Origin of the sequence: Haloarcula vallismortis ATCC 29715 (assembly GCF_000337775.1) — an archaeon.
Lineage (GTDB): Archaea > Halobacteriota > Halobacteria > Halobacteriales > Haloarculaceae > Haloarcula > Haloarcula vallismortis.
Window position 1 is genome coordinate 187,624 of the sequence record NZ_AOLQ01000038.1, and the last position, 17,239, is coordinate 204,862.

The following is a 17,239-nucleotide window of genomic DNA, read 5'->3' on the forward strand; positions in this document are numbered from 1 at the left end:
CGCTGGAAGGCGTACAGTAGCTCATGAGTGAATCCGAAGGAGAACTCCCGGACAACGACGAAGAGTGGCGCGAAATTCTCTCCGACGAGGAGTACCGAATCCTCCGCGAGTCTGGAACAGAGCCGCGGTTCAGCAGCGACCTCATCGACGTAGAAGACGAGGGCGTGTTCACCTGTGCTGGCTGCGGGACGGAACTGTTCGATAGTGACCGAAAGTTCGAGTCAGAAACTGGCTGGCCGAGCTTCTGGGACGTGTATCAGGAAGGCAACGTCGAGACACGGGCGGACAACAGTCACGGGATGGAGCGAACGGAAGTCGTCTGTGCCGAGTGTGGCGGTCATCTGGGCCACGTGTTCGACGACGGACCGGAGCCGAGCGGGAAGCGGTACTGCATCAACGGCGCGGCGCTGGACTTCGAGTCGGAGTAGCGACCACCGGAACCCTTTTTTCCGTCATTGAAGTTGATACGGCTAGACGTGACTGAACACGGGACCGACAAGGCGGGCGACGAGGGGGCCGGACCACCGGTCGACGAGTCGCTGGTCGACGAGCCACCGACTGCCACCGCCGAACAGCCACAGCCGGAGAGTCACATGTTAGCCGAGAGCCTCCGGACGTTTCCGTGGCTCCGCGCGGCCGGCGTCGCAATCGGGACGCTGGCTGTCGAGTATCTGCTCGTCGCACTGCTGTTTCTCGCCGGCCCGTCGTCGGTCGACCTGCCTGAGCTGTCGGACCGGCTGATCCAGTACGGGTTCGTGCTGTACAACGCCCACCACGTGCCGACGCTGGTGACCGCGGCAGATGCCGAAGTGTACGGCTCGGCTGCGCGGAACGTCCTGTACGGCGCACAGGGCGCGAGCGTCCCGCCGATAGTCTATTTCCTGATACCCATCGTCTCGTTGCTCGTCGTCGGCGCGCTGTTCGAGCGCTACCGCGGCGATGACCGGACAGACAGTCTACTCGAAGAAGCGGCGCTCGTCGGAACTGGCATCGGCTTTGGCTATGTCGCAACGGGGTTCGCGGGGAGCTTCGTCTTCGTCCGGACAGTCATGTTCGACGGCGGGGGCGAGGGACAGGCCGCACCGGCAGTGCTGTGGCTCCTTATCCTGATGTTCTTCCTGCCGCTGCTGTTTGCGAGCCTCGGCGCGGCCGTCCAATATCTCTACGCTGACCGGGCCTCCGGCGCGTAGGTCGTGTCGATAAATTCGAGGATGCGCTCGGACTCGGCCATCGTGACGCCACGATCTCCATCGACCAGGACTGGGACACCACGCTGGCCGGAAACCCGCTTGACCTCGTCGCGTTCCGAGTGCAGCGCCTCGACCCAGACGCTGTCGTAATCGATACCGAGTTCGTCCAGTCGGTCGGCGACCTTCTCGCAGTACGGACAGCCGTCGAGTTGGTAGAGCGTCACGCTCATACCGGCGATACGGACGCTGCCCTCAAGGTGGTTGTGCTCGAAAAAACGCGGCGGCCGATCTGGCGTTACTCGTACAGCCAGGGGGCGTCGATCTGGTCCCAGTCGACGAGTTCGTCCTCATCGAAGAACAGCTCGATTTCGCGCTCGTTTGCGCCCTCGTCCTCGTGGTCGGAGCCGTGGATGACGTTCCGACCGAGGTCGAGCCCGTAGTCGCCGCGGATGGTGCCGGGTGCGGACTCGGCGGGGTCCGTCTCGCCCATCATGGTGCGGACCTGCCGGGTCGCGTCCTGGCCTTCCCAGACCATCGCGAACACGGGGCCGGAGGTGATGAAGTCGACGAGCCCGTCGAAAAAGGGCTTGTCCTCGTGCTCACCGTAGTGCTCCTCGGCGAGCTCCTGGTCGATCTGCATGAACTTGCCGCCGACCATCTTCAGGCCGCGGTCCTCGAAGCGGGAGACAATGTCCCCGATGAGACCGCGCTGGACGCCGTCGGGCTTGACCATGACAAAGGTTCGCTCGTGGTCGGACATTACGCTTCAGCCTCCTCGGCTTCTTCGTCCTCGGCGTCTTCATCAGCCGAAGCGTCCGCGTCGGCCTCGTCGGCGTCAGCAGCGGCTTCTTCTGCGTCTGCTTCCTCGTCAGCCTCGGCCTCCGCTTCTGCCTCGTCAGCGTCGACTTCTTCGGCCTCGTCCTCGACCTCGCCGGCCTCACCGCGGGCGGTGTCGGTCCATTCGAGGTTGCGGGCCTCCCGGCCCAGGTCGGCGTTGTTCTCGCACTTCGAGGAACAGAAGTGCGTGGTTGCGCCGTCCTTGTGGACGAACATCGTGCCCGTGCCGGGTTCGATGTCCGTGCCGCAGTAGTCACATTCGCGTGTCCGGGGCATGGTTACTGCCCTCCGATGGTGTCGGCCTCGCGAGCCGTCTCGCGGAGCTGGAGCACGTCACCTTCGCGGACCGGACCGAGAACGTTGCGCGTGATGATGCGCCCCTGGTTCTCGCCTTCACGGATGCGGCACTTGACCTGCATGGCCTCGCCGTGCATCCCCGTCCGGCCCACGACTTCGATAACCTCGGCGGGCGTGGAACCGCTGCTTTCGGATTCCTCAGCGCTCATCCGAGGTCACCTCACCGAAGCTCCTCGACCTTGTCGGCGATGTCCTCGACATCGGCGTCAGCCTCACCGGCGTCGGTGACGGCTGCGGCGGCCGAGCCGACTTCGAGCCCGGCGGCGTGTCCGAGGTCGTCCTGCTGCTCGACGAAGATGAAGGGAACGCCCTTCTCGTCGGCGAGTTCCGGAATGTGCATGACGATTTCCTCGGGCTGGACATCTTCAGCGACGAAGACGAGCTCGGCGGAGCCGCGCTCGATGGCTTTGGTCGTCTCGTTTGTACCCTTCTTTACCGCGCCTGTGTCCCGGGCAACCTCAAGCGCCTCAAGGGCGTCGTCTTCGAGGTCCGCGGGAACGTCGAAATCTACGTATACTGGCATTTGTATGTTCACCTCCTGCGCGCGAGCTCAGGCTCCCCCGCCGTGTCCGGGCCACGAGGCCCGTCACACCGTGATGGTGTGTATCCTGAAAAGGCTGGGAGCATCATCAACTCGGCGCAGGCTGTACCCCATTCTGTGCCACCGGCCCTAAAAGCGCTTTCGAAGCCGAAATCGCGTGCCAGGCCGGCACACGGGTGCTGTGTCGGGGTCTGCCTATTCCGCGGCCGCCGACGCGTCGGCCAGCGCTGCTCGGGCGTCCGCGACGAGTCGGGTCACCACCTCACCAGCGGGCTGTACGCCCTGTGTGAGCCCGGCACTCTGGCCGGCGTAGTGGGGCAGGGCCTCGACCTCACCTGTCATCCCGGCAAGCGGGGGCATATCAGCAAGCCGACTGATTGGCTCGCCGTCGGGCATCTGTGCGATTTGTTCGGGGTTGCTGGCCTCGGTCGCTACTCCCGAATCGGCCGCCCCCTGCTGCCTGACCTCATCGGTTTCGAGAACCCGGTGTGGCTGGTCCAGCCAACCACGGTCGAACATGTCGGTGAGCCGCGTCGCCGTCTCCGGCGCGTCGACGATTTGCCGCCGGTATTTCTCGTGTGCGCCCGATTGCTCGGTCGCCACGAACCGAGTGCCGAACCAGCCGCCATCGGCACCCAGTGTCAGCGCCGCCGCGAGTCCGCGCCCGTCGCCGAGACCGCCGGCCGCGACGACCGGCACTTCGACCGCGTCGGCTACCCGCGGGAGCAGGGCCATAGTGGTCACGTCGCTCTGGACGTGGCCGCCGGCTTCCCGGCCCTGTGCGACGATGATATCAGCACCAGCCGCGACAGCGGCCCTGGCCTCGTCGGCGCTCCCGACCGTGACCATCGCCGTGCCGCCGGCCTCGTTGACCCGGTCGACGTACGACCCAGCATCGCCGAAGGAAAAGGAGACAGCCGACGCGCCAGCGTCCAGACAGACATCGAGACAGTCCGACGGGGACAGGACGCCCGTTGACTCGTCGAGGACGACGTTGACGCCCACCACGCCGCTGGTCGCGCTTGCGGCCTCCGTGTATGCATCGCGAATCGCGTCGGTGCCGCGCCAGGACATCGCCAGCATCCCGAGTCCGCCCGCGTCAGCGACGGCCGCGGCCAGAGCCGGCGTTGAGACGCTTCCCACTGGAGCCTGAACGACTGGGTGGTCGATACCGATCTCTGTACAGAGCGGGGTCTGGAGGGGAGCCATGCTGGCCACTGTGACCGGTCCGTCAAAAGCGTACCCCGATAACGCCGTGACCGTCAGGTCCATACTGGCTCGTCCGCCACCACCGGTATGGACATCGCGCGCTCGCTCCGGGCAGAGGCCCGCCGTACAAACGAGCGGCGGCTCCTCGTGCTGGCGGGCGACCCCGAACGGACGCGGGAGCGAGCGGCAACAGCGCTCGACGCGGCAGACATCCCGAGCGCGGAGACGACCGTTGTCGGCCCGACGGCATTCCTCGACTGCGAACACCACGAGCAGTCTCGCGCCGAGGAGTTGCTGGGCCGAACCCGGACGGCCGTCGTACTCGATGCACACGGGGAACTGCGCCCGGATGCTGTCGGGCGAACTGTCGGCGCAGTCGACGGCGGCGGCCTCTACGTCCTCCTCGCTCCGCCACTGGAGACGTGGCCCGAGAAGCGGGACGGCTTCGACGCCTCGCTTTCGGTCCCGCCGTTCGGCGTCGATGACGTGAGCGGCCACTTCCGCCGGCGGTTCGTCGAAACGCTCCGGGCACACCGGGGTATCGCTATTGTCGACGCCGACACGGATGCTGTCGAGCAGGAGGGGCTGACGGACCCGCCACCAAGCCGGTCGGTTCCCGCACCGACTCCGCCCAGCGATGCGTGGTTCCGCTCCGAGACGTACGCCCAGTGTCTCACCGACGACCAGCGGGATGCGGTCCAGGCGTTCGAGTCCCTGCGGGACGACGGCACGGCGGTCGTGGTCGAGGCCGACCGGGGTCGGGGGAAATCTAGCGCTGCCGGGCTGGCAGCCGGAAACCTCGCTGTGGCGGGGAAAGATGTGCTGGTGACCGCGCCGCAGTACCGGAGCGCTGCCGAGGTGTTTGCGCGGGCGGGGAACCTGCTGGAGACGCTCGATATTGGTTTCGCGCGTGACCGTGCGTCAGAACCCCAGCGGCTCGACATTGCGGCGGCGGGCCGCGTGCGGTACGCGCCGCCTGACGAGGCCGCGGCCCTGCCGGACGACCCCGATGTTGTCATCGTCGACGAAGCCGCAGCTCTGCCGGTCCGGCGACTCGAACAGTTCCTCGACGCCCCAGCGGTCGCCTTCACGACGACCGTCCACGGCTACGAGGGGGCAGGCCGGGGCTTCTCCGTTCGGTTCCGTGACCGACTCGTGGAAGGCGACCATGCCGTCACCGACGTGTCGATGACGACACCGATACGGTACGGCGACGCCGACCCCGTAGAGGTGTGGGCGTTCCGGGCGCTACTGCTTGACGCCCGCCCGCCGGTCAACCAGCTTATCGAAGACGCGACGCCGGAGACCGTCGAGTACCGGCGGCTCTCGGCGGCGGACCTGCTCGCCGACAAGCACCTGCTCCGGGAGGTGTTTGGCCTGCTCGTGCTGGCGCATTACCGGACTGAACCCTCAGACCTGGCCCGACTGCTCGACGCACCCAATCTTACCGTCCGGGCGCTAACCCACGAAGGCCACGTCGTTGCAGTGGCGTTGCTGGCACAGGAGGGCGGGCTTTCGGCTGACACGCGAGCCACGATGTACGAAGGCGGACGGGTGCGGGGAAATATGCTCCCGGACGTGCTGTCGACGCAACTCCGTGACGAAGCCGCCGGAATCCCGGTCGGCCAGCGGGTCCTCCGCATCGCGACCCACGCCGCGGTCCGCTCCAGAGGGCTCGGCTCGAAACTCCTGTCGGAGACCAGAGCGGAGTTCGCCGACCGAGTGGACTGGCTTGGTGTCAGCTACGGTGCGACGCCGGAACTCGTCCGTTTCTGGGCGGACAGCGGCTATCAGACGGTGCACCTCGCCACCTCGCGGAACGCGACCAGCGGCGAGTACTCCGTCGTGATGCTCGACCCGTGTTCCGACGACGGGGCGGCGCTCGCGGCACGGCATAGTGCGTGGTTTCAGGACCGCATCACCGCAGTGCTGTCTGACTCACTCGACGACTGCGACCCCGACGTAGTTCGGGCAGTGCTTCGAGCGACTGACAGCGAACCGTCCCTTCGCCTCTCCGAGTGGGAATGGCGACTGGTCGCCGGCGTCCCCGGCGGCGCGTCAGTTCTCGACACGAACCCGAAGCCGTTCCGTGAACTCACCCGCCAGCACCTGTCAGCTCCGGCCGACCCGGCCGCGCTCTCGGCGCGGGAGGAACGCCTGCTTGTCCGAAAGGTCTTGCAGGCACAGCCATGGTCGGCTGTCGCCGAGGGGCTGGGGTTCGTTTCTGAGCGAGAGTGCATGCGGACACTCGGTGGAATAGTCGAAAGGTTGACGCGTCTGTACGGCGACCTTTGGGTACAGGAGGAACTCGATAGACACCTATGAGCCTGCTCGGCCTCGAATCGCTGCTGTTCGTGCTTGCATTCGCTCTGCTGGTCGGCGGCGTCGTCGGCAGCCTCACGCCCCAGGTCCCCGGTGCGCTCGTCTCGCTTGCCGGCGTCTACCTCTACTGGGTCGCCAGCGGGATGACCGACCCCGGCACACTGTTGCTGGCCCTGTTGACGCTTGTGGGCCTGCTGACGTGGGCCGTCGACATCGCGGGCGGGGCCGTCGCCGCACGCGTCGGCGGGGCGTCGAACTGGACGGCGGTACTGGCCGGCGTCGTGGCGCTCGTCCTCTTTTTCGTCACTGGTCCGCTCGGGATTCTGCTGGGCGTTGCTGGGACGGTGTTCGTCGTCGAGTTCTATCGCCAAGAGGACGCCAGGGGCGGCCTGAAGGCGGCGCTGGTGACGACCGCTGGGATGCTGGCCTCCGGCGTCGTTCAGGCCCTGCTGACCGCGTCGATACTGGTCACCATGATTGCTGTCGCGGTGCTATGACCCAGTGCGCCGAAGACGGCTGTGAAAACGAGGCCGCGGTCGAACTCCACATCCCCTGGGACGCGAACCGCGAAGTGTGTCCGGACCATGCCCGCGTCTGGGCACAGAAAGACGGCGTCGTCCCTGCGCCGTTGGAGGGCCACGAGGACAAGTGGCCGTAGCCCGCTGTCGTCGGAATTGATGTTTTGATTTACACGTCGGAACCGAATCAGGAGGGTGTCAACTGTTCACGAAGAAAATATAATAATAATTGGGTTTGAATACGACAAGTGAGGAGTGTTATCATGAAACGCGAGATGCTCACCACCGACTTCATCGACCGTGCCGCGGACATATACGACGACGTGACCGGTATCGTCGCCCACGACGGCACCGAGTACACATACGCGGAGGTAAACGAGCGGGTCAACCAGTTAGCACACGCGCTGTCGGACCGGGGTGTCTCGGAGGGAAGTCGCGTGGCCCTCCTCGCGCCGAACACACACTACTTCATCGAGACGCTGTACGCGACGAACAAGCTCGGTGCAGTGTTCGTCCCGCTGAACTACCGGCTCGACCCCGCGAAAATCGAATACATCCTGAACGACTGCGAGGCGTCGACAGTAATCGCTGACTACGACTTCGCGGAGAAGGTCCAGCCAGTGCGTGACGACATCCCTGCGGAGACGTTCATCGGCTACAAGCCCGACCGCATCGACGGCGAATGGGACGCCTACAGCGATATCCTCGACGGCCAGCCGACAGCCGAACCGGACCGCCCGCAGGTGGCCGAGGGCGACGATGCCAGCATCAACTACACGTCCGGCACAACGGGGGACCCGAAGGGCGTGGTCAGGACTCACCGGACCGAGAGCTGGCACGCGCTGGTGCTTAATCAGCACATGGAGATCCGCGACGACGACACGTACCTCTGGACGCTCCCGATGTTTCACTGCAACGGCTGGGGTCACACCTACGCCATCACCGGAACTGGCGGCACCCACGTCTGTCAGCGAACCTTCGACGCCGCGGACACCTTCCGCCGGGTCCGCGAGTACGACGTGTCGTTCATGTGTGGCGCACCGACGGTGCTGAACAAGCTCATCCAGCACTACCGGGCCAACGACGGCGACATAGTAACACAGGGTGACCGCGACGTACGGATTGCGACCGCTGGAAGCGCCCCGGCGACAGCGACTATCGAGCGCGTCGAAGACGAGTTCGGCTGGCGCATCATCCATATCTACGGCCTGACCGAAACGGCTCCGATTATCACGACCAGCAACTCCCCGCGGCGTATCGCCGAGCGAGGCCGGGAACTCAAGGTCAAGCAGGGCTCGGAGACCCTGTGTACCGACATCCGGGTCGTCGACGAGGACGGCAACGACGTGCCACACGACGGGTCGGCTATCGGCGAGATTGTGGTGCAGGGCAATCAGGTGATGGACCGCTATCTCAACAAGCCTGAAATCACCGAGGAGGCGTTCAACGACCGCGTCGAGGGGTACTTCCACACCGGCGACCTCGCGACGTGGGACGAGGACGGGATGGTACAGATCATGGACCGCCGAAAGGATATCATCATCTCCGGCGGTGAGAACATCTCCTCGATAGAACTAGAAGACGAACTGTACGACCACCCTGATGTTCTGAAGGCTGCGGTCATTCCGGCCCCGAGCGAGGACTGGGGCGAGACGCCGATGGCAATTGTCGTCCCGACGGCCGACAGCGACGCGACCGAGCAGGAGATACTCGAGTTCCTCAGAGAGCGCCTCGCGAGCTACAAGGTCCCAACGGGCGTCGACTTCCGGGACTCGCTCCCGGAAACGGCGACCGGGAAAATCCAGAAGTACGAACTCCGGGAGGAGTACTGGAAGGAGCAAGAGCGGATGATCGGCCAAGAGTAAACTACCCTCCCCTACTTCGCTCGGGGGCAATCGCCCCACTCGCTCGTTGAGGGGAGGGCTTTCGCGTGGACTCCCGTTCTATGCCTCAGCAGAGGCAGGAGGGTTGTACTCCCCACTCACGTTCAGCATCCCGCGATTCAAGCGCACGTCTACAGGTGCGCCTCCGGCGTCTGCGTTTTGCCGACGCCGGAGATACTGCAAACCGATGTTTTTCGCCGCATTGTAGTCGGCGTGGTTCTGGTAGCCACAATCTTGACATTCGAAGTCCTCACCGTGGCGGTTATGGTCATGGGTAAACCCACAGGTCGAACACCGCTTTGACGTATTCCGAGGGTCTACTTGGACAGTTTCGACACCGTGCTCTCTGGCTTTGTATTCGACGTACTGGTAGAGGCGACGGAACGCCCACAGATGGTGCCACGACGCTTTCGGTACGTTCTCACGAATGTCGGTCAGATCCTCGAAAACGATATGCGAACAGTCGTGGGTGAGGGCTTCGGCCACGATTTTGTTGGCGACACGATGCAGGAATATCTCGAAGCGGCCGTCCTCTTTGCGCTCGACGCCTGCTATCGCGTCGTGGGCCGCTCTCGTTCCGCACTGTTGGAGGTCTCCACGGCGTTTCTCGTACTCTCGCTTCCAGTGGTTGAACGCGTCTGCCGACCAAAAGCGTCCGGTTGAAGCGACCGCGAGTTGGTTCACACCAAGGTCCACACCGAGGACTGTTCTGTGCCCGGTTGTGGTGTCGGTATCGTCCTCTTTGAGCATCGACGCATGGAGATACCAGTCGCCGTCACGTCGATGGAGTGTGGCCCGCCGAAACTCGAAGTCCTCGTTGGCTACGTACTTCGTCGGTGGTACCTCAGCGTCGTCAGGGAGGATATAGTCACACTCGATTCGTCCGTCCACTGTTGACAGGGAAACGTGGTCACGGTGGAACGTGGCGCTTCGCTTGTCGTAGATTGCGGTGTCAGCGGTAAACGTCGGACGGGAGGTGTCCTGGTCGTTTGTGAGGCGTTCGACGCCGCTTTTGACGGCTTCGACGGCTTGGCGAATCCCCTTCTGGACGAGATTCGCGGTCAACTCGGTGTCCTCGCGCAGCTGGTCGTACAGGCCACGTTCGGCTTTAGCTTTCGAAGTGATGTGGTAGCCGTCGTCGCCGTGCCAGCACCATTCGCTTGCGGTGTTGGCGCAGTATTTGAATTGCTCGACGGTCTCTCGAAGGTGTGCATCCGCGCCTTCGGGTGTATCGAGCTTGATAACGGCAGTACGACGATACTCCACTGTATTTTCACATGTCTACTTGTAGTTACTTAATAATTGGGAGTTAGCAGGCAACAGTCTAGTGGCTGGTCAGTAGCAAGTCGGCTTCCTCCCCACCCTACTCGCTTGTGCTTCCGACGTATCGGAAGCCCGGCGCTCCTTGAGGGTGGGGCCTCCGCCTCGAATTGGTGAACACGCCGAAAGTATCAGAGGCGGACACCACTGAGTGACCAACACGATTCTTTATTAGGTTCCCAGCAGTCGGTCATAGCATGCATCTGGGAGTCGTCGTGCCACGCGTCGAGGACCACAGCACAGTCGACCTGGCTGTCGAAGCCGAAGACCACGGCTACGACTCGGTGTGGCTGAACGAACTGTGGGGGGCTAGCTCGGTCGTCGAACTCACAGACGTCGCGACCCGGACCGACGACATCGAAATCGGCAGCGCGATACTCAACGTTTTCTCGCGGTCGCCGGCCGTACTGGCGATGACAGCGACGACCCTCGATAGGGTCTCGGACGGCCGAGCAGTGCTGGGTCTGGGAACGAGTACAGCCCGGTCCATCGAGAATATGCACAGCATGGAGTTCGAGCGGCCAGTCCGTCGCGCTCACGAAACTATCGACATCGTGAAACAGCTCATGACCAGTGACGAGCGAGTGACCTACGACGGCGAGGTTGTGTCAGTCAGGGGGGTGCCGCCCTTAGACCGTGACGTGCCGGTGTACCACGCCGCGCTCGGGCCGGCGAACAGGCGAGTCGTCGCCAGACTCGCCGACGGCTGGCTCCCGCACATGGTTCCGTTCTCTGAGCTCGAAGCATCGTTCGACTACATCGCCGAAACCGCACGCGATGCCGACCGCGACCCGAGTGAGATTACCGTCGCACCGTACGTGCCAGCGGTAGTCCACGAGGACGCCGAGCGGGCAACCGAGGAGCTCCGGCAGCACATCGCCTACTACGTCGGTAGCGGCGAGGGCTACCGTCGGGCGGTCGCGGAGACGTATCCCGACCGGGCGGAACGCATCGCCGACGCCTGGCAGGCGGGTGACCGCGGCGAGGCGACGGAGCTCGTCACTGACGAAATGACAGCTGACCTCGGCATCGCCGGGACACCGGAACAGGCGCGAGAAAAGCGGGATAGAGTTGCGGACAGAGCTGTCATCGACCGGCTTCTGCTAACTGTACCACAGCAGGTCGACGGGGAGCTGGCCCGGACGACGATTCAGGCGCTGGGCCCGACTTAGAGGTCGATCTCCATCATCACTTCGTCGGCGTACTCGTCGCCGAACTTGTAGTGATCCTCGCGGATGGCTTCAGTGTCCCAGCCGTGGGCTTCGAGGAACTCGATTGCGTCCTCGTTCGTCGAGGGTACGGAGTTGTACAGCTTCTCGTAGCCGTTCGACGCCGCCCACTCGGTGCCCCGGGCGAGCAACTGGGAGCCGATACCGTGGCCCCGATACCGCTCAAGCACACCCAGCGTCAGCTCCGCCGTGTGGCTGAGCTTCTCGACTTCGGGGTGTTTGAGGTGGACCCAGCCGACCACGTCATCGTTGATGCAGGCGACAAAGAAGATGCGTGACTCCAGTTCGTTGTGCCGGAGTAACACGCCCTCGCTGTCCACCACGTCGGCGACAGTCTCTGCGTTGACGTACTCACCCCCGCCGATGGCGGCCCGGATGGCTCCGACGAGGCCAGTCAGGTCTTCCTGTCGCGCCTGACGGATGGTAAACTCGATGTCGTCAGCCTCGAACTCTACCTCGGCAGTGTCGTTGTAGGCGATGCGGAGTTCCCCATCGATCTCCTCCAGTACGCCGTCGCGTTTGAGTATCGCGACGTGATGACCGAACGGCCGCGGGTCCATCTGTAGCGCCGACCGGGCAGCCCTCGGCTCGACAGATCCGTGTGATTCGACATACTCGTAGATATCTCGTCGGTCTTCGTGGTCGAAGTGCAGTGGCTCTGTTAACTCCATGCTGTCTGCTACCACGACACAGTATTTAATCTTTTATCAAAAACCATGTACTTCCCAATAGACAGTCGCTACTGCTCCGGAACGCCGGTCAGAAGCACCGCTACGTCACGAACGTTGTGCGTGTCGACGAGCAACTCTGCGGCCGCTCTGACGGAGTAGGTGCCGGCTAACGCCACGCCGTAGCAGGCGGCATAGCAGTCAAGCCAGTCGTTCATCGTCTCCTCCAGTCGCGCGAACTCCGTCTCGGAGAAACTGACCCACGACTCGCCAGTCCGGCCCTCACAGTACAGCGCGACAGTGGGGCCGAACCCCTCCCGGAGAATCTCCATCGCGCACTCGTCGTCCGGCGGGTCGGGATCTAGCGACTCGCGGACGGCCTCGGCGCGCCTAGCGAGCGCCCGAATCCGGTGGTCATACTGCCTGCTCGTCACCGGACCGGTCATCCTCGGTTAAACTCGACGCCCTTGCCGCCGGCAGGGTGTTCCCACTCGGTGTCGGCGACGATGGCGCAGGTACCACACTCGACGCAGGGCTGGGTGTCGAGGCTCACGAGGTGTTCCGTGCTGCCGTTGGTCTGGACCATCTCATCGCGGTAACAGCCGCCGCCGAAGTCCTCGGCGCTGACCGGGCAGGCCGTGACGGCGGTGCCGGACGCCTCGAAGGATTTGTCGAGGAGTTCGATGTGAGGGTCGTCCACGTCGTAGGTCAGATCGCCGATGCGGTCGGCCAGATCGGGCGGCGAGACGGTGTTCTCTTCGGCCACCGGCTCGCCTAGTTCCTCGGCGATGACTGTCGGTAGCGTCACGTACGGCAGTTTGGTGTCGGGAATCATCGAGATCAGCCGCGGCGACGAGTAGGCCCGTTCGAGCAGCCCGCCGGCCGCGCGGACCCCGAACCGGCCGACGGCGGAGTCGGCGATAGCGTTCGAGAGGTCGTCGACGGGCCCGACCTCGCCGAGTTGGCCGAACATCTTGTACCCGGTCGGCTGGAGTTTGTCCATCACGCCCTCGTCGTGGAGTTTCTTCTCGTATAGCTCGCCGGCCTGGGATGGGTCTCCGCGAGCCCGGGCGTCGGCGAACGCCTCGGCGGCTAGCGCCCCGGCGGTGACGGCGTGGTTCATCCCCTTGATGATGGGGCCCTGGGCCTGCATCTGGCCCGCGGCGTCGCCGACCAGCACCAGCCGGTCCGTGTGCGGCGAGGGATGGGCCGCCTTCTTCGAGTCCGGGACGAGCTTCGCGCTGTATTCGCGCTCGTCGTACTCGTCGCCGAGCCACTGGGCCATCAGCGGATGGGTGAGCAGGCTGTCTAGCAGTTCGTGGGGCTCGGCGCGCTCTTCGGCGATGGAGTCGAGGTGGAACACCGTGCCGATAGACAGCGAGGACTCGTTGGTGTAGAGAAACCCCCCGCCGCGGACGCCGTCGAACAGGTCCCCCGAGAACAGGTGGGCCGCGCCGTCATCCGGAGCGACGTCGAAGCGGTCGTTGATGAGTTCGGGCTCCATGTCGACGACCGCCTTGACACCCTGGAACCACTCTTCGGGCTCCTCCCAGTCCATCAGCCCGGCGTCGCGGGCCAGTTCGGAGTTGACGCCGTCGGCGGCCACCACGATGTCGGCCTTGATAGGGTCCAGCTCCTCGGTCGTCACGCCGACGATTTCACCCCGTTCACGGAGCAAGCCGGTGACGTGGACCTCGGTCAGCAGACCACCGCCGGTCTCGCGAGTGCGCTCGTGGACCTGCTGGGCGAGCCACGAGTCCATCTTCCGGCGGAGCACTGCGTCGGCCCACGCCGTATCGTGGTGGTGCAGGTCGCCGATGTCGAAGGACTTCACCTTGTCGCCGGCGATGTTGTGGATGAGGTTCTCGGTCACCGGCCGCTCCGTGGCTTCCTCACGGAAATCGGGGAACAGCCCGTCGATGGTGTAGGGGGCTGACTCCTCGGCGTAGATGAGCCCGCCCGAGACGTTCTTCGAGCCGGCGTCAACGCCGCGTTCGAGCACCAGCGTCTCGACGCCGTTGCGGGCGAGGGTCGCCGCCGCGGCCGCTCCGCCCGGCCCGCAACCGACGACGACCGCCTCATACTCCTCGACAGCGTCAGTCATCGCTGGCCTCCATCATCGCGCCCAGTTCACCGGTTTCGACCGCCTCGGTCAACTGCGGCAGCACCTCGAAGAGGTCGCCCTCGATGAGGTAGTCCGAGAAGTCCCGGATATCGGCGTCGGGGTCGGTGTTGATGGCGATTATCGTATCGGACTCGTCGCAGCCGACCTTGTGCTGTATCGCGCCGGAGATGCCCGCAGCGATGTACACGTCCGGTTCGACCGCCTGTCCGGACTCGCCGATCTGGCGCTCTTCGGTGACGTACTGCTCGACGTGCCCGTCGAAGGAGTACGAAGAGGTGATGACCCCGCGTGAGAGCCCCAAATCGGCCTCGTCGAAGGCATTCACGAGGTCGAGCGCCTGCTCGATGCCCCGCGTCGGGTCGTCGCCGATACCGCGACCCACGGCGACGATGACGTCGTTCCCGGTGAGGTCCACGCCGCCCGAGAGGCGGTCGAATTCCTCGACCTCGACCTGAAACCAGTCCTCGTCGAGGGCCATCTCGTAGTCGACGACCTCGCCCTCGCGCTCGTAGTCGGGATCGGGCATCTCGAAGCTGCCCGGAATGACAGACGCCCCCTGGGGGTGGAAGTCCCGGTTTGGCTTGTCGATACAGAGAATTGTCGAGTACTCGAACCCGGAGAAGTCCGGGCGCTTCATGTGAAGGACCCGTTCGAACTCCTTCTTGTCGCCAGCGGTGCCGACCTTCGCGGGGTTAGATATCATCGCGTTCTCGATGTACAGTCCTGAACAGTCCGAGGCCAGCCCGGAGTCGAGTTCCCCCTGAACGAGCGCTGAGAGGTCCCGGCCGTTGTTCGTCGCCGGGAAAACGGCGTAGCGCGGTTCGTGGTAGTCCTTCCACGCCACCTCTTCTCGACCGTCGGCAGCGAGGTCCCCGCCGGCGCGGGCCATGTCACAGAAGATTTCCGTGTATGGCTGGTGGCGGAACCGTTCGAGGCGGGGGTCCTCGTGGTAGACGACCAGATCCGCGCCGTAGGCGATGACCTCCTCGACGTGGTCGCTGGCGTCGGCCCCGATGAGGACGGCGACGACGCGCTCCCGTTCGTTGTACTCCTCGTTGTACGTGTCCATCAGTTCGCGGGCCTTCCCGAGCATCTCCTTCGACACGTCGACGAGTTCGCCGGCCTGCGTCTCGCAGTAGACCCACATGTCGCGGTACTCCGCGCCGACGGTGCCCTCGACCCACTGCTTGTCGTTGGTCGGGTGGTCCAGTTCGGGATACTTCTCTTCCGGGGGGACGTACTCGACTTCCGTCACCGCCTCGCCCTCGGCTTCCTCGGTCCCCTCGACGGACTCGATACGGCTCTCTATCTGTGACTTCGCTGTCTTTCGGTCCTCGCCCGCTTGCTCTCGTTCGAGGAGGTCCCGGAGCACGTCGGCGTCGTCGATGTCCCGAACCATGTTCGCCACGTCGGCGACGGTGCGGTCGGAGAGGTCGACGGTTTCAGGCTCGATTTCGCCGTCGTCCTCGCTCTCGACTTTCTCGATGCGGTCCTCGATGAGCGTCTTGACGGGGACTCGGTCCTCGCCGTCTTCCTCCAGTTCCAGCATCGCCTGCAGTTCATCGGCGTCATCGACATCTTTTATCTTCGGGCCCAACTCGGCGATGTCGTGTTCCGTGGGGTCGATTTCGGGCATTGTCAGTCACCTGTCGCGTACGGCGTGAGTTCGTCCAGTACCGGTTCCAGTGCCTCGCGTTCGTCTGCCTCGATAACCGTGGCTTCCCGCTCCGAGGGTGCTTTCGGAATCGGGTCGACCCCGGCGACGATGGTCGGAGAGCCGTCGAGACCGATGTAGTCCGGGTCGAGGTTGAGGTCCTCGTGGTCCCAGACCTTGAGGTGCTCCTCGTACTCCTCGGCACGCTGCTGGGTCTCCTCGCGGAGGTCTTTGTGCTTCAGCCGGTGACTTGCCTTCCGATAGGTCGGTTCGAACTCCGGGTCCGCGACGATGAAACACGGCATCGGCGCTTCGACCGTCTCGATCTCGGAGACATCGCCGTCGACCAGTCGTTTGGCCCGGACGGTACCGGCGTCCTCGTCGATGTCCAGCGAGAGGGCGTGAGTGATCATCGGCCAGTCAAGACACCAGCAGGTCTGTGGGCCGGTGTGGCCAGTCTCGCCGTCGGCTGTTTTGAACCCGGCAAAGACTAGGTCAGGCCGCTCGTCGAGGTTCTGGAGGCCGGTAGCGACAGTCATCGCGGTAGCCCAGGTGTCCGCGGCCCCCATCTCTCGATCCGAGAGGAGATACAGGTCGTCGGCATATACGTCTGCCATCCCCTCCTGCAACACCTCTTTGTACCCCGGCGGCCCCATGCTCATCAGCGAGACATGGCCGCCGTTGCGGACTTTCGTCTGGAACGCGGCCCGCAACGCATGCTTGTCGTTGGGGTTCATCACCGTCGGTGTCTTTCCCCGTTCGAGATGGCCGTCCTCGTCGAACGATACCTGTCCCTCGCGGAAATCAGGTACGCCTTTGGTCATGACAACTGTGTGCATGGCATTGTGGTCCTCGTAAGTGAATGTCACACAAGAATATATAATAAATGTATGTTTACAATTCTGCACGACAGGCTGATGCTTCTGTCTCAAGGGTAGAGAGTCCCAAAACGCAAGGCATACCCACAGACTGACAGCTACGAGCCGTATCTATTCAGAGTGGGGCTGCTGCGAACTCGGTAGAACAGGAAGGAACTCAGATACGACCAGCGCGGCCTGGGTCCACGTCGATAGCATCGACCGGACACACGTCCACACAGAGCATGCAGTCGATGCACTGGTCCTCGTGAGCCGGGTCAGCCTTGATTTCGCTTTCCGGATGGTCCGGTGTGTCGACCCACTCGAACACGTCGACGGGGCAGTCTTCCAGACACGCGCCGTCGGCGATGCAGATGTCGAAATCGACGGCGACGTGTGTGCCGTGGATACCCAGTTCCTCGGGCTCGTCGACCGGTCCCCAGACGTCGTGTCCGTCGTGCTGTTCGACAACGTCGCGGTTCTCTTCGAACTCCGGGTCTATGGCCATTGGTATCTTATCTCACTTTTG

At 64.0% G+C, this 17,239-nt stretch carries 20 protein-coding genes; 7 read left to right on the forward strand and 13 right to left on the reverse strand.

Translation table 11 applies throughout. The annotated features are described in order from the left end of the window. The first annotated feature begins 23 nt into the window (after positions 1-23). Positions 24-428 (forward strand): peptide-methionine (R)-S-oxide reductase MsrB, encoded by a 405-nt coding sequence (gene msrB, locus C437_RS09655; protein ID WP_004516759.1) that lies wholly within the window; start codon positions 24-26, stop codon positions 426-428. Positions 429-476: 48 nt separating this feature from the next. After that, a complete protein-coding gene (locus C437_RS09660; RefSeq protein WP_004516760.1) occupies positions 477-1,190 on the forward strand; it encodes a hypothetical protein in 714 nt (237 codons plus the stop codon). On the opposite strand, the gene C437_RS09665 is transcribed toward C437_RS09660, so the two are convergent. The 6 genes from C437_RS09665 to C437_RS09690 form a co-directional block, all read right to left on the reverse strand. Further along, positions 1,163-1,420: a glutaredoxin family protein gene (locus C437_RS09665; RefSeq protein WP_004516761.1), complete on the reverse strand. Its 258-nt coding sequence runs from the start codon at positions 1,418-1,420 to the stop codon at positions 1,163-1,165. The two genes, C437_RS09660 and C437_RS09665, sit on opposite strands and share 28 nt — an antisense overlap. 65 nt (positions 1,421-1,485) lie before the next feature. Continuing rightward, on the reverse strand, positions 1,486-1,950 hold the full coding sequence (gene ndk, locus C437_RS09670) for a nucleoside-diphosphate kinase (protein WP_004516762.1): 465 nt from the start codon (positions 1,948-1,950) through the stop codon (positions 1,486-1,488). Continuing rightward, entirely contained in the window at positions 1,950-2,303 is a 354-nt protein-coding gene (locus tag C437_RS09675; RefSeq protein ID WP_004516763.1) for a 50S ribosomal protein L24e, read from the reverse strand. The genes ndk and C437_RS09675 overlap by 1 nt, the downstream gene beginning before the upstream one ends. Before the next feature lie 2 nt (positions 2,304-2,305). Continuing rightward, on the reverse strand, positions 2,306-2,533 hold the full coding sequence (locus C437_RS09680; protein ID WP_004516764.1) for a 30S ribosomal protein S28e: 228 nt from the start codon (positions 2,531-2,533) through the stop codon (positions 2,306-2,308). An 11-nt stretch (positions 2,534-2,544) separates the two neighbouring features. Further along, positions 2,545-2,907 carry a 50S ribosomal protein L7Ae gene (gene rpl7ae, locus C437_RS09685; protein WP_004516765.1) on the reverse strand — a complete coding sequence of 121 codons (363 nt, stop codon included), beginning with the start codon at positions 2,905-2,907 and terminating at the stop codon, positions 2,545-2,547. Between the two features lie 213 nt (positions 2,908-3,120). After that, positions 3,121-4,134: an NAD(P)H-dependent flavin oxidoreductase gene (locus tag C437_RS09690; protein ID WP_049919716.1), complete on the reverse strand. Its 1,014-nt coding sequence runs from the start codon at positions 4,132-4,134 to the stop codon at positions 3,121-3,123. 87 nt (positions 4,135-4,221) lie between these two features. Here C437_RS09690 and tmcA point away from each other — a divergent pair, with 87 nt between their 5' ends. The 4 genes from tmcA to C437_RS09705 all read left to right on the forward strand — a co-directional run bounded on the left by tmcA (position 4,222) and on the right by C437_RS09705 (position 8,839). Then, complete coding sequence (gene tmcA / locus C437_RS09695) at positions 4,222-6,459, forward strand: tRNA(Met) cytidine acetyltransferase TmcA (protein WP_004516767.1); 2,238 nt, start codon at positions 4,222-4,224, stop codon at positions 6,457-6,459. Beyond that, entirely contained in the window at positions 6,456-6,953 is a 498-nt protein-coding gene (locus C437_RS09700; RefSeq protein ID WP_004516768.1) for a DUF456 domain-containing protein, read from the forward strand. Before tmcA ends, C437_RS09700 begins: the two co-directional genes overlap by 4 nt. Further along, positions 6,950-7,114 (forward strand): hypothetical protein, encoded by a 165-nt coding sequence (locus tag C437_RS20615; RefSeq protein WP_004516769.1) that lies wholly within the window; start codon positions 6,950-6,952, stop codon positions 7,112-7,114. The genes C437_RS09700 and C437_RS20615 overlap by 4 nt, the downstream gene beginning before the upstream one ends. A 123-nt stretch (positions 7,115-7,237) precedes the next feature. Beyond that, positions 7,238-8,839, forward strand: a complete 1,602-nt coding sequence (locus C437_RS09705) for a class I adenylate-forming enzyme family protein (protein WP_004516770.1) — start codon at positions 7,238-7,240, stop codon at positions 8,837-8,839. A 78-nt stretch (positions 8,840-8,917) separates the two neighbouring features. On the opposite strand, the gene C437_RS09710 is transcribed toward C437_RS09705, so the two are convergent. Continuing rightward, positions 8,918-10,123 carry an RNA-guided endonuclease InsQ/TnpB family protein gene (locus C437_RS09710; protein ID WP_004516771.1) on the reverse strand — a complete coding sequence of 402 codons (1,206 nt, stop codon included), beginning with the start codon at positions 10,121-10,123 and terminating at the stop codon, positions 8,918-8,920. 251 nt (positions 10,124-10,374) lie between these two features. Here C437_RS09710 and C437_RS09715 point away from each other — a divergent pair, with 251 nt between their 5' ends. Further along, positions 10,375-11,349, forward strand: a complete 975-nt coding sequence (locus tag C437_RS09715; protein ID WP_004516772.1) for an LLM class flavin-dependent oxidoreductase — start codon at positions 10,375-10,377, stop codon at positions 11,347-11,349. On the opposite strand, the gene C437_RS09720 is transcribed toward C437_RS09715, so the two are convergent. The 6 genes from C437_RS09720 to C437_RS09745 form a co-directional block, all read right to left on the reverse strand. Next, positions 11,346-12,077, reverse strand: coding sequence for a GNAT family N-acetyltransferase (locus C437_RS09720; RefSeq protein WP_004516773.1), 732 nt, complete (start codon positions 12,075-12,077; stop codon positions 11,346-11,348). The two genes, C437_RS09715 and C437_RS09720, sit on opposite strands and share 4 nt — an antisense overlap. 68 nt (positions 12,078-12,145) lie before the next feature. Then, positions 12,146-12,520 (reverse strand): hypothetical protein, encoded by a 375-nt coding sequence (locus C437_RS09725; protein WP_004516774.1) that lies wholly within the window; start codon positions 12,518-12,520, stop codon positions 12,146-12,148. Further along, the gene (locus C437_RS09730; protein WP_004516775.1) at positions 12,517-14,178 is read right to left on the reverse strand and encodes an FAD-dependent monooxygenase; all 1,662 of its coding nucleotides are present in this window, start codon (positions 14,176-14,178) and stop codon (positions 12,517-12,519) included. The genes C437_RS09725 and C437_RS09730 overlap by 4 nt, the downstream gene beginning before the upstream one ends. Continuing rightward, positions 14,171-15,835, reverse strand: coding sequence for an electron transfer flavoprotein subunit alpha/FixB family protein (locus C437_RS09735; RefSeq protein ID WP_004516776.1), 1,665 nt, complete (start codon positions 15,833-15,835; stop codon positions 14,171-14,173). Before C437_RS09735 ends, C437_RS09730 begins: the two co-directional genes overlap by 8 nt. A gap of 2 nt (positions 15,836-15,837) precedes the next feature. Continuing rightward, positions 15,838-16,692, reverse strand: a complete 855-nt coding sequence (locus C437_RS09740; protein ID WP_049919717.1) for an electron transfer flavoprotein subunit beta/FixA family protein — start codon at positions 16,690-16,692, stop codon at positions 15,838-15,840. Between the two features lie 196 nt (positions 16,693-16,888). Beyond that, positions 16,889-17,218 (reverse strand): 4Fe-4S dicluster domain-containing protein, encoded by a 330-nt coding sequence (locus C437_RS09745; RefSeq protein ID WP_004516778.1) that lies wholly within the window; start codon positions 17,216-17,218, stop codon positions 16,889-16,891. Positions 17,219-17,239 lie beyond the last annotated feature (21 nt).